Source organism: Companilactobacillus paralimentarius DSM 13238 = JCM 10415, assembly GCF_001434985.1.
GTDB classification, from domain to species: domain Bacteria; phylum Bacillota; class Bacilli; order Lactobacillales; family Lactobacillaceae; genus Companilactobacillus; species Companilactobacillus paralimentarius.
On the sequence record NZ_AZES01000026.1, the window covers coordinates 1 to 12,375 of the forward strand.

Below are 12,375 nucleotides of genomic sequence, written 5' to 3' on the forward strand. Positions count from 1 at the left end.
TTACCAATCGAATAAGAGAGTTGCAACCCTTTTTTACAAAAAAGTTGTATTTTTTCGTTTTTTTTCTGAAATCAGCGCCATTGCACTGTTTACCCAGCCATTTTTCTCCTTAGCAATGGTTTTATATCCAATCTTATCACGATAATCCGTCCAAAAATGCTTATGTAAAATGGGGCGTCCTACCTTTTCAGGATTCAAAGCTCTTGTAGATAAACTGATTTTTTGATTATATTCATCAATCCCCATTACTACTACTTGAACTTCATCGCCTATTTTATATCTTTCTTCTATATTAGAAACAAATCCATGTTTTAATTCTGAAATGTGAATTAGCCCTTGATGCGTGCTATCCAATTTAACGAACACACCGTAAGATTGAATTCCTGAAATGGTTCCAGTAAGTTTATCTCCTATTCTCATTAATTTTCCACCTTTTTAGATTCTAAATATGTAACAATGTATCTATAGATTATATAACAGAAAATGGTGACTAAGATTATGAATGATAAAATTTATGACATTTCAATCATTGGTGGTGGCCCTGCAGGTATGTTTGCTGCCTATTATGCACGATTACGTAATTTGAACGTATCTCTAATTGAAAGCTTACCTAAATTAGGTGGTCAACCTGAAACATTATATGCGCAAAAGCATATTTATGATGTGGCAGCCTTACCTAAGATATCAGGTACTGATCTCATTAAACAACTAACTACTCAGCTCAACACTTTGGATTGTGATAAGTATCTAAGTACTTCTGTTTCTTCTATAGATAGAAATGAAGACGATACTTGGACTATTAAGACCAATAAGGGAGAGATTACTTCAAAAGCAATCATCATTGCTATTGGTAATGGTGCTTTCGAACCACGTAAACTAACGTTTGAATATGATCAATCACTTGAAACAAACAATTTAAGTTACTTTGTTAATGACATTGAAGATTATATAGGAAAAGATGTCTTAGTCGCTGGTGGCGGCGACTCTGCTGTTGACTGGGCGATTGATCTTAGTAAGATTGCTAAGCATACATCCCTTATTCATAGAAGAAACAAATATCGTGCAATGGAATCAAGTGTTGAAAAGTTAAATACTTCTGCCGTTGAACAATTGAATCCTTTTATCATTAAAGAGGTTAACTACAATCCTGACAATCATCAAAAAATTGACGTAACTCTTAAAATGGTTAAATCAGATGAAATTAAAACTGTCACTGCTGATAAGCTCCTCGTTAACTATGGTTTTGTGTCTGATTCACGTGTCCTTCGTGATTGGAATATTGATCTACAGGGACCCTTTGTCAAAGTATCGCAAGAAATGGAAACTAATCTCCCCAATGTTTTTGCAATTGGCGATATTGTAACTTACCCAGGTAAACTACAATTGATCACAACAGCCTTTGCCGAAGGTCCTATTGCAGTAACCAAGGCTCTTCGTAATCTGTACCCTGATAGAAACTACTTTGAGCACAGTACTTCTATTTTTGAAAAATAACATTAAATTTAGAAAATATTAAAGCTAATTTTAAGTTATGCTAGTATAATGAAAACTAATTTGAATTCTGGAGTTGATTGATTGAGTTACGTAATGAGTCTGGTCGATTTCATTTTGCATATTGATAGTCATATGGTCAATATTGTAAATAATTTCGGCCTTTGGACATATTTAATCATGTTCCTTATCATTTTCATTGAAACCGGTGTGGTTATTTTACCTTTCCTTCCTGGTGATTCCCTGATTTTTGCAGCAATGGCTTTAGCAGCTAATCCAAAGTATGGATTATCAACTTGGTTGTTATTCATCATTTTCTTAGCTGCCGCGGTCTTGGGAGATTCGATGAACTATGAGATTGGTGAACATTTTGGACAGTTTGCGACGGAGAATAAATACCTTAGTAAGCTGATTAATAAAGAGCATCTGCATGATGCACATATCTTCTTTCAAAAACATGGTGGTAAAACCATTGCGATTGGAAGATTCATTCCACTAATTAGAACTTTTGTTCCTTTCGTTGCTGGGAGTGGAACCATGCACTATCGAACTTTCCTGAAGTTTAATTTTATTGGTGCCTTCTTGTGGGTCTTGGTTTGTTCTATTGCTGGACATCTATTCGGTAATATTCCCGCAGTTCAAGAACACTTCTCAATGATCATCCTTGGTATTATCTTGGTATCATTGATTCCTGTATTGATCACCGCACTTAAAAATCGCAGAAAAAAAAGAGCTTAAGACAAAACGTCTTAGGCTCTTTTTCTTGCTTCCCAAAAATTAAGTCCTTCAAAAAGGATAAAGAATAGTACAAAGCATTGCGTAAAGAATTCTTCCGGCAGGATATTGATAACAGGGTCACGTCCCGGATCGAATAACCAATCACTATTGCGAAACAAGACTTCATGAAAAATCACGAAAAATCCATCGAAATCAATCAACATTAACAAAGCCAGTATGATTCCCAGAATACCAATCCAGAGAAAAACCTTATTAAAATGAGCTCGTATCTTACCAAATTTAACCACTAGTAATCCTGAAATAATCCAGACACCAAAATTTAGCATAAAGAGTTTTTTACAATCTTCAAAATGCAGCCTACCTGCTGGTGAAGAGATAAAATTACTCAAATGAAAATTCCAATTAAATGGATTGATCAAGTAATTCATCATTTGAGCATAATTTTTATAAACTGTTCCGTAATCCATATTTACCAAAGAATCCAAATTGTAGAATCTAATATTGATAGCAAATAAAAAATAGCTGGCAAAAATTGTTACTGTAATTGCCGTTGTCAAAATGAAAAGCGCTAAAGCAGCCGTGTAAAAGCCATCCTTTTGCGTATTAGACATCCCACTTGTCCAAACTTTCTACTTCATGAGTAGGTTTGATCTCTTGTTTAGCAATATCCTCATGTGTACTTACACCTGTATAAACCAATAGAGTATCTACATTTGCGTTGATTCCACACTTAATATCAGTATTGTAATTGTCTCCTACCATCAAAGCTGTCTTAGGATCAAAATTTTTAGCTTTAGCAGCAAAATCCATAATGTCTCGTTCTGGTTTACCGATGTACTTAGCTTTTTGTTGAGTAGACGTTTCAACTAGTGAAATCACAGAACCAGCTCCAGGAACTAGTCCACGTTCATTAGGCAAGTTAGTATCTGCATTAGTTCCAATAAAGAATGCTCCACGCTTAATAGCCAAAGTAGCTAACTCAAACTTATGGTATGTAACATCATAATCCAATCCTACAATAACCACATCCGGATTAGTCTCATTCAACTTGATGCCAGTACCAAAGACTGCACTCTTTAAACCGTATTCTCCAACCACATAAGCTGAATGGTTCTTTACATCATCATCAAACATATTCTTAACGTAAGCTGCCGTAGCAAGTGATGGTGTTACCACTTGATCTGCCCTTGCAGAAATTTGGTGGTTATTAGTTAAATTATCTGCCACTTGTTGTGGTGTTTTAGTTGTATTATTTGTTAAAAAATAATAATCAATTCCCTTAGCGTTCAAATTATCGATAAACACTTTAGCTTCTGGAATCTTATCTTTTCCGCGATACATTGTTCCATCTAAATCAATTAAATATGTTTGATACTTCATTTATTCGTTTCACCTATTTTTCTAATTTTAAAAGTCTTTTTAGCCGTTGTTTTTCTTACTCGACGTTTAGAGACTTTATTTTTTTTCTTCTGACCATTAACGTTATTCTTCGAATTATTATTATTCGAATTATTAGAATGCTTCGTTTTATTATTACGAGTATGAAATTTATGATTAGACTTATTATTACGACGTCCATTTTTTAATGGTGCTTTCTTGACCTTTTCTAGTACAAAATAAGCACAGCCAAAATTACAGTACTCTAGTAAGTAATCTTCTAAATAGGAGATTCTGGTATCTAGAGTACTTTCTTTTCTTCCATCTTCATAAAAGCCTTTAAATCTTAATTGATCATAACCCCAGTCGCCGACAATATAATCGTATTTATCTAAGACATTGTTATATCTCTCTTCAATACGTTCTTTGCTAAAACCATCGTCGTGATCTTCAACGATTCTGTACTGGGTTTTATTAATCGTAATTAGGTTATCAGCCAGAACAATAACATCAGCTAATTTGGTTGTGGTATTATTCTCAACTTCCTGCAAACAATCACCTCAAATCGGATATTTTTTCCCTAAATATTCACCAAAAACATTTCTTAAAAACTTAGGATACATAATTTTGTTCTTACCTGCTACCTCTATAGAAGGAAAATACGGAACAAATAAGTAATGATCCAATAAAGCTAAAGTATACTCTTGATTCTTATTTAATTCTTGACCATTTATATATACATTACGTTTATCATCAATCTTAATGCCTCGATAAATGAGTTCGCCAAATATCTTACCACGAAATCCCATTCCCTTTTGTTGATGCGTCCGCAAATACAAACGATTCTTTTCCATTTCCATTACTAGGCGCCAAACATTATCACCTGTCATAGTTGTTCTCATTACATGGATTGCATGTGGCAAAATATCATGTAAATTTTTCTCAGTAATTATACCTTTAGGTAAATCCTTCAAAAATAAACCTGAGCTTAAAATGGCTACTTCAGCATCAGCATATTCTTGTACCGCTGTTAAAGCCTCTTGAATAATCGAATGGTCTGCATGATAATCACTGCTCAAAGTAACTGGCAAATTTGCAACTTGTCTTTGATTCAACAATTCTTCACCTTTATCATATTGTGCTTTAATCCAGGCAGCATCAGTGTCCAATACTTTCATGGATGAAGTTGGTGTAGTAAAGGCGTCCTTTTTAATTACATGTTTATCCTGATTCAACTCTAAATTAATAGTCCCTACATTTTGACCGTATTTACCAGCCGCTGCTAGCAAAACGCCATTGTCCATTTCTCCCTTAGGAAAAAGGTGATGGGTATGAGATCCGATAATCACATCAATTTCAGGATGCTTACTGGCAATCAATCGATCCATGGAAACTCCTAAATGCGATAAGAGAACAATCACATCACAGTCTTTCACATCCTGTAGAACTTTGGGCAACATATCTTGTATTAAACGAATATCCCAGTTTAATAATGGATAAGTCAAAATAAATGGCGCCGTCAAACCGATCACACCAATTTTTGTACGAGATTTAGTTGTAAAAATTTTCGATTGCACAGCAAAATCAGCCAATTTGCCAGTTTTCTCTTCATATAAGTTACCTAAAATAACTGGAAAATTAGCATGGTCGTACAAATGTTCCAATTCTTCATGACTATTACCCAACCCTTCATTATTACCAATTGTAGCCGCATCATAATGAAGTGGATTCATCCAAGCAATATTAGCTTGACCATTAGTTGCTTCACTTAAAGGATGAGCTCGATCCATTGCATCCCCGATATCAAATAAATAAAAATCATCGGCAGTACTATTTTGACGAGTCTGCTCAATAAAACGAGATACTCGAGGAAAGTTTTCGAAGTGAGAATGCAGATCATTAGTATGAACTATTTGAATTTTTTCCATGGTAACCTACTTTCTTTCCATCTTTGCTAACTCTTTTTTCTTCTTATCATACATTTCTAGGATCTCTTCCCCACGTAATGGTGAGCCCCAAGGTAAATCCTCAGATAATAGATCACGTTCAGGTGCATCAACTCCGACATTGATATTTTCTGGAATTGGTACAGAATAATGATGAATGTGTCCATGCAAATTAATTATTTTATCAACTTTTCCCAATAACATTGGATAATGCGTACAATAAAATTGATGGTGATCAAACTTCAACAATGAGCCGACATCTTCGAACTCATATTTAGACTTACCATCAGCCATTGTCACGTTATGTTTATCAATAAATTTGAAAAGTGAACGATAATCGTGGTTTCCTTTAATCAGGGTTATGTGACCGTTCAATTGACGTAATATATCATAAGTCTCTTGATCAGTTGGATAATCCTGTGGACGCATCGAAATATCACCCAGATGATAAACACGGTCATTATCATCGACACGTGCATTCCAAGCATCAATCATTGCCTGATTCATTTCGTCAACATTACCGAAATGTCTTGGCGCAAAGTTATTTGGTTCTAATAATTGATAATGATAAAAGTGTGTATCTGCTATAAAGTAATTCATTATTCAGCGTTATCATCCTTTGAAATTATTTTATTTGCTTTAAGGATTTCATTGAAGGCATCTTGAATCTTACCTTCTGGTTTCTTATATTCAACCCATTCTGTCAAATCCATCGGTGGAACTGTATAATTTTCGTTAACATAGTCTTCATAGACTTGCACAGCTGATGAGTGTGGGATATTAAGTTTTAAGATTCTAACTTCTTTGATCATTCCTAATTCAGCGGCCTTTTCAGCACGACCATTCATGACGATATTAGCAAGCTCATAATACTTAGTCCCATCATTACGAGTTATTTGTTCAATAATATCGAGTGTTTGCTTTTCATTATCCATTTGTTACTACCTCACATTTCACTACTTATTTTAGTATATAATATCTAAAAAGTTAGGGAGTTAATTATGATTTCAAAAAGTTTCAATCTTTTCAAAATATCATTGGCACTGCTACTTTTCTTCTTTGCTAGTGGATTTACCGTTATCGGTCACCGTGGTGATCCAATCAATGCCCCCGAAGAAACCTTTGAAAGTTTCGATAAAGCTTTTGCGGAAGGCGCTGATTACGTTGAACTAGATATTCATGTTTCTAAAGACAACGTCTTAGTTGTTTCACACGATCGAGACTTAGAACGTGTCACAGGAACTTCTGCTATTGTATCGCAACACAATTTTTCAGATCTGGCTTCACTAAAACAAAAAAATGGTGAATCAATTCATAGTTTGAATCAGGTCTTCGAACACTACAAGAATAACCCTAAGGCTAAATTCCTCATTGAAACAAAGAAAACCAAAAAAGGTAATCCTCAAAATATGGAAGCCCTACTCAAACAAGTTATCGATCAATATGGTATGCAAGACCGCGTTATGTTCCATTCATTTTCCACTAAGAGTTTGGAAAACGAAGCTCAATTAATGCCGAACATCCCTCGTATCTTTATTGCCGGAACAATCAAGCGTGTCAATTTTGACATTTTACAGTATGTCACCGGCGTTAATCTATCTTCCACTATCGTTACTCCTGAAATAATCAATACAATGCACTACATGGGCAAAAGTGTTTATGTTTGGGATGAAATGAATGAAAGTCCTAAAAAATGGAATACTTTGATCAATATGCCAATTGATGGTGTCGTCACTAATTATCCTGCAACTGGTAATGAGTATCGGGAATTAAAGGATAAATCTAAGAGCCAGGTTATCAATCAAAATGTTTATTACATGAGCTCCAAAGAAGAACCTGTTTACGAAAATCCCTATCGTTTGATCAAGACTAAGAAAGTGGTTGAGCCGTTAGGTGGTTATCACATTACTAATATCATTAAATCTAATGGTCAAAAGTACGTTCAAATAGGCGAAAATGAGTTTGCAAACGCCACCGGTTTTAACTCCGAATACGTTTTAAAAGATTTACGTCAATATTTCGGTGCTAAAGTTATTTATCGCCAACAACAGCCTAATAATTTTCTCTATAGCGAACCAGATGACCAGAGCCCAGTTTCTAATCGTATTGAAGCCAACAAACCTGAGAAAATTATTACTATCCAACGCACCGGTTCACAGACTTGGTTGAAATTGAAAAATGGCTGGATCAATGCAAAAAATGTTTTAATTCAATTAAATCCTGACAATTACTTAGGCAACGATAGCGAGCAAAGTTACTACGACTTGCCTCAAGGGCAAAGATTGAAAAACATCGACTTGTTAGAAAATATTTCTTTAGCTAAACCAACAACCGACCAAAAGGTTAAAAACGCTGATTTACTAAGTGATTTCAATAATTTATTTATTAATTTCTCTTTAAATAATGACAACGATTCCATAAAGAAAATTTAGGTAAATTAGCCATTAATCCAAACCTTTGGTAAAATATATAAAACTTCATGTGGAGGTCAAAGATACATGTCTATAGATTGGGAAAAAGAAGTTTCACATCGTTCAGATGAATTAATCAACGATCTTTCTGAATTAGTAAGTATTGATAGTTCAAGAGATATCGAACATAAAACTAGTGATTTTCCATTAGGACCCGGACCAGCCAAAGCTCTTCAAACATTTTTACATTTTGCAGACCGTGATGGTTTCGAAACTAAAAACGTTGACAACTTAGCTGGAAGAATTGAATTTGGTGATGGAGAGGATGCTATCGCCATTTTGGGACACGTTGACGTTGTTCCTGAAGGCCCAGGCTGGAATACAGATCCATTTGATCCCGTTATTAAAGACGGAAACTTTTACGCTCGTGGTGCTAGTGACGATAAGGGCCCTAGTTTGGCTTCCTATTATGCAATGAAGATCATTAAAGAATTGAAACTACCAACATCCAAAAAAGTTCAATTGATCTTAGGAACTGATGAAGAGAGCGAATGGGTTGGTATCAACCACTATATGGAAAAAGAAACTCTTCCTGAAACAGGTTTTTCTCCTGATGCTGAATTCCCAGCTATCAATGGTGAAAAGGGTATTGTCTCATTTAGAGTTAACTTCCCTACTCCAAAAATCGTTTTAGTTAAGAGCTTCAATGCTGGTATCAGACCTAATATGGTTCCACAAAATGCTGAAGCAGAGTTAGATTTGAATTCTATCAAGGCCGAAGAACTAAAAGATAGTTTAAATAATTTCTTGGCTGAAAATAGTGAAGTCAAAGGTAGCACAACTACTGAAGACGATACTATCAAAGTACAAATTATCGGTAAGGGTGCACATGCTATGGAACCATTCAATGGTATCAATGCTGCCACTTACTTAGCTAAATTCTTAACTACTTTAAACCTTAATGATAGCGAAAAGCTATACTTCTCATTCATTGCTAATGATTTACACCTTGATTTTGCAGGCGAACATTTAGGAATTGCTAATAAGGATGACGTCATGGGTGAATTAACACTCTCACCTAACATCTATGAATACGACCAAGACCAAGCTAACATTTTATTGAACATTCGTTATCCAAAGGGTGACAATGGCAACACATTGACTGAAAAGATCAATCAACACTTACCAGAAAATGTTACAGCTGTAATTGAAGGACACAACCAATTGCCTCATTTTATTGACGCAGATGATCCTTTAGTTCAAGATTTAGTTGGTGCTTATCGTGATCATACCGACGACCAAACTGAACCATTCACTGTTGGTGGTGGTACTTATGGTCGAATTTTGAAACATGGAATTGCCTTTGGTGCAATGTTCCCTGGTGACGAAAACGTTATGCATCAACCTAATGAATATATTAATATTGATAAATTATTAAAAGCCACTGCAATCTATGCAGACGCTATCTACCGCTTGATTAAGTAACTTAATAAAAGTTCCGTAGAAATTCTTTTCTATGGAACTTTTTTTGTTTTTACACTTCTAAATCAATTTTATTATATAATTACGGTATGTAACTTTTTAAGGGAGCTTATTTAAAAGTGAAAAATTTATGGAATAGCATTGTCAATTGGTTCAAAAGTATTAAGAGCTGGTCCGATTTTGCTAACAAAGCTAATCTTACAATAGAGATCATTAGAAGAATAATTCTCTACTCTATCGCTGGTCTATTTATTATTTTAAGTTTAGCTGTAGGTCTCGGAATGGGATATGTTTCAGCATTAACGAATCAAGTTAGTGTTCCTACCAAAACCGAGATGAGAACCGAACTTCAAGATGTAAACAATTCAGCCACTCTATACTTTGCCGATGGTCAAAAAATTGAGAGTCTTCAAAAGGACCTTGAGGGTACTAAGATTTCAATCAATGAAATGTCACCTTATTTGAAGAAAGCCATCGTCTCAACTGAAGATAGTGACTTCTATCGTCATAAAGGTGTCGTCCCTAAGTCTATCTTTAGAGCTATTATTTCTGATGTTACTGGTATTGGTGCACAAACTGGTGGATCTACTCTGACCCAACAAACAGTAAAAATGCAAATGTTATCATCAGAAACAACTTGGAAACGTAAAGCTGTTGAAATCTTCTTAGCTATGCGTCTCGATAAGTATTTCTCTAAGGATGAAATCCTAGCAGATTACTTAAACGCCGCTACTTTTGGTCGTAATAATAAGGGACAAAACATTCAAGGTGTGCAAGCTGCCGCTCAAGGTCTCTTTGGCAAGGATGCTAAAGATTTAAACTTGGCAGAATCAGCTTTCATCGCCGGTTTGCCTCAAAGTCCTTCTATCTATACACCATATGACGAACGTGGAAGAATCAAGGACAACATAAGTCTTGGTTTAAAACGTAAAAATATCGTTTTATATCGTATGTATCGTGATAACCAAATTTCCGAATCTCAATACAATCAAGCCAAGAAATTTGATTTGAAGAATGATTTCCAAAAGCCAGAAAAAGCTGACAGTCAAAGTATCAAGTATGGTTACTTGTACAATACCTTAACTTCTCAAGCTAGAACAATTTTAATTAAACGTCTAGCTAAAAACGATGGTATTAAATACAAGGACTTGATCAAAGACAAGAACCTTTATGAGAGATATTGGACTCAAGCAGATACAGAATTACACAATAAGAATTACAAGATTCACAGTACAATCAATAAGAGTTTATACGTTGCCTTAAACAAGCAAGCTCAAGAATATAAAGATAACTTGGGAACAACTCATACTGACAACGCAACTGATCCTAATACTGGTAAGAGTATTAAAGTCTCCGAACCGGTTCAAAATGGTTCCGTCTTACTAGATAACAAGACTGGTCAAGTCTTAGCCTTCGTTGGTGGTGTTAACTTCAAGAAATCACAAAATAACCACGCCTTCGATACTAAACGATCACCTGGTTCATCTATTAAACCATTGATTACTTTTGCCCCAGCGATTGAAAATGGATTAATTGGTTCACAATCAATGTTGGCCGACTTCAAGACTAGTTTCAAGAAGTACTCACCAACTGATTATGGTGAAACAATTCAAAATCGTTTCATCTCCGCTCGTGAGACTTTGGAAGAATCATACAATATTCCTTCAGTTAACCTCTATAACTACATCAGACAACACGGCGTTGATTCTGAAAAGTATATGTCTAAGATGGGAATTCATCTTTCTGATAAAGAATATCAACAGTTAGGTATTACTTTGGGTGGTACCGCATCTGGTGTGACCGTACTTCAACAAGCCAGTGCCTTCTCTACTTTTGCTAATAAGGGTGTTCACGTTGATCCTTATGTTGTCTCTGAAGTTACTGATCCATCTGGTACCGATATTTATAAACATAAAGATTCTCGTACTCGTGTCTTCAGTAAACAAACTTCATACATCATCAAGAACATGCTTCACGGTGTTGTAACTAAAGGTACTGCTTCTGCTCTTTCATATGAAGCTAACTTCAGTACTAAGAACCTCTTTGGTAAAACTGGTACATCTAATGACTATCGTGATAACTGGTTCATTGGTAGTACCGATGGTATGACTTTGGCTTCTTGGATTGGTTACGATAATTTCTACGGTAACAATTACAATCTATCAAGCAATTCGACTGACCTTAACCAAGAACTCTGGGCGAAAATGGCAAATGCCGTTTACAAACAGGATCAAAGTGTCCTTAACGTTCATACCGCCTTTACTAGACCAAGTGGTGTTCAATCTTACAAGGTCGACAAAGAAACAGGTACTAACGTTGGTACAATTGGTTACAATGGTGTCACTTCTAAGGTTGATCAACATACAACTACCTCACTTTATTACAAAGGCAGTCCTCGTGATATGTCTTACAATAACTTTGCCATTGGTGGTAAAGCTAAGAATTACAAACTATTCTGGGATAACTACTTCGGACGTAGCAATAGTTACGGTACTGTAAAACGTCTTGGTGATGATAGTAAATCTGCCAATGAATTAGCTCAAGAAAACGGAAGCGGTCGTACTTCTGGTTTCAGTAATAGTACAAACAGCAGTGATTCATCACAAGTAATTACTAACAATAGTTCTTCATCCAATTCGGCTACAACGGAATCAACCGCTAGATCAAACATATCTAACAGTAATTCCGACACTGGTACTGGCTCGGGAACAGGTTCAGGCTCTGGTTCTGGATCAGGTTCTGGTAGCTCAAGTGAAGAAAAAGAATCTTCAAATAGTACTAGTTCAAGTTCTAATGAACAATCAAGTACTGAAACCACTGGTAACTCTTCATCAACTGGTACTGATACGGTTTCGACAACTCCACCAGCAGGTGAATAGTTAAAAAGCAGATATCTACGGATGTCTGCTTTTTTATGCAATCGAAAAACT

At 35.4% G+C, this 12,375-nt stretch carries 12 protein-coding genes; 5 read left to right on the forward strand and 7 right to left on the reverse strand.

Annotation, left to right across the window (positions count from 1 at the left end; genetic code table 11):
• Positions 1-33 precede the first annotated feature (33 nt).
• Positions 34-420 carry a CvfD/Ygs/GSP13 family RNA-binding post-transcriptional regulator gene (locus tag FD33_RS02930; protein ID WP_056955739.1) on the reverse strand — a complete coding sequence of 129 codons (387 nt, stop codon included), beginning with the start codon at positions 418-420 and terminating at the stop codon, positions 34-36.
• Positions 421-498: 78 nt separating this feature from the next.
• On the opposite strand from FD33_RS02930, the gene FD33_RS02935 reads away from it, so the two are divergent.
• The gene (locus FD33_RS02935; RefSeq protein ID WP_082603692.1) at positions 499-1,494 is read left to right on the forward strand and encodes an NAD(P)/FAD-dependent oxidoreductase; all 996 of its coding nucleotides are present in this window, start codon (positions 499-501) and stop codon (positions 1,492-1,494) included.
• Between the two features lie 93 nt (positions 1,495-1,587).
• The gene (locus FD33_RS02940; protein ID WP_025084663.1) at positions 1,588-2,229 is read left to right on the forward strand and encodes a DedA family protein; all 642 of its coding nucleotides are present in this window, start codon (positions 1,588-1,590) and stop codon (positions 2,227-2,229) included.
• Positions 2,230-2,240: 11 nt separating this feature from the next.
• Here the strand turns inward: FD33_RS02940 and FD33_RS02945 are convergent, their stop codons facing one another.
• From FD33_RS02945 to FD33_RS02970, 6 genes are read right to left on the reverse strand one after another with little or no spacing between them, the layout of a single operon-like run.
• Entirely contained in the window at positions 2,241-2,840 is a 600-nt protein-coding gene (locus tag FD33_RS02945) for a TIGR01906 family membrane protein (protein WP_025084662.1), read from the reverse strand.
• Entirely contained in the window at positions 2,833-3,609 is a 777-nt protein-coding gene (locus FD33_RS02950; RefSeq protein ID WP_025084661.1) for a TIGR01457 family HAD-type hydrolase, read from the reverse strand. The genes FD33_RS02945 and FD33_RS02950 overlap by 8 nt, the downstream gene beginning before the upstream one ends.
• Complete coding sequence (locus FD33_RS02955; RefSeq protein ID WP_025084660.1) at positions 3,606-4,157, reverse strand: YutD family protein; 552 nt, start codon at positions 4,155-4,157, stop codon at positions 3,606-3,608. The genes FD33_RS02950 and FD33_RS02955 overlap by 4 nt, the downstream gene beginning before the upstream one ends.
• 9 nt (positions 4,158-4,166) lie before the next feature.
• Positions 4,167-5,534, reverse strand: coding sequence for a bifunctional metallophosphatase/5'-nucleotidase (locus tag FD33_RS02960; protein WP_025084659.1), 1,368 nt, complete (start codon positions 5,532-5,534; stop codon positions 4,167-4,169).
• A gap of 6 nt (positions 5,535-5,540) precedes the next feature.
• Positions 5,541-6,152 (reverse strand): metallophosphoesterase family protein, encoded by a 612-nt coding sequence (locus FD33_RS02965; protein ID WP_056955741.1) that lies wholly within the window; start codon positions 6,150-6,152, stop codon positions 5,541-5,543.
• Positions 6,152-6,487 (reverse strand): hypothetical protein, encoded by a 336-nt coding sequence (locus FD33_RS02970; RefSeq protein ID WP_025084658.1) that lies wholly within the window; start codon positions 6,485-6,487, stop codon positions 6,152-6,154. Before FD33_RS02970 ends, FD33_RS02965 begins: the two co-directional genes overlap by 1 nt.
• Positions 6,488-6,553: 66 nt before the next feature.
• Between FD33_RS02970 and FD33_RS02975 the strand changes: the two genes are divergently transcribed.
• From FD33_RS02975 to FD33_RS02985, 3 genes are all read left to right on the forward strand, one after another.
• Positions 6,554-7,984 carry a glycerophosphodiester phosphodiesterase gene (locus FD33_RS02975; RefSeq protein WP_034543860.1) on the forward strand — a complete coding sequence of 477 codons (1,431 nt, stop codon included), beginning with the start codon at positions 6,554-6,556 and terminating at the stop codon, positions 7,982-7,984.
• 66 nt (positions 7,985-8,050) lie between these two features.
• Positions 8,051-9,448: a dipeptidase PepV gene (gene pepV / locus FD33_RS02980; protein ID WP_025084656.1), complete on the forward strand. Its 1,398-nt coding sequence runs from the start codon at positions 8,051-8,053 to the stop codon at positions 9,446-9,448.
• 116 nt (positions 9,449-9,564) lie between these two features.
• Positions 9,565-12,324 (forward strand): transglycosylase domain-containing protein, encoded by a 2,760-nt coding sequence (locus tag FD33_RS02985; protein ID WP_025084655.1) that lies wholly within the window; start codon positions 9,565-9,567, stop codon positions 12,322-12,324.
• The last annotated feature ends 51 nt before the right edge of the window (positions 12,325-12,375 follow it).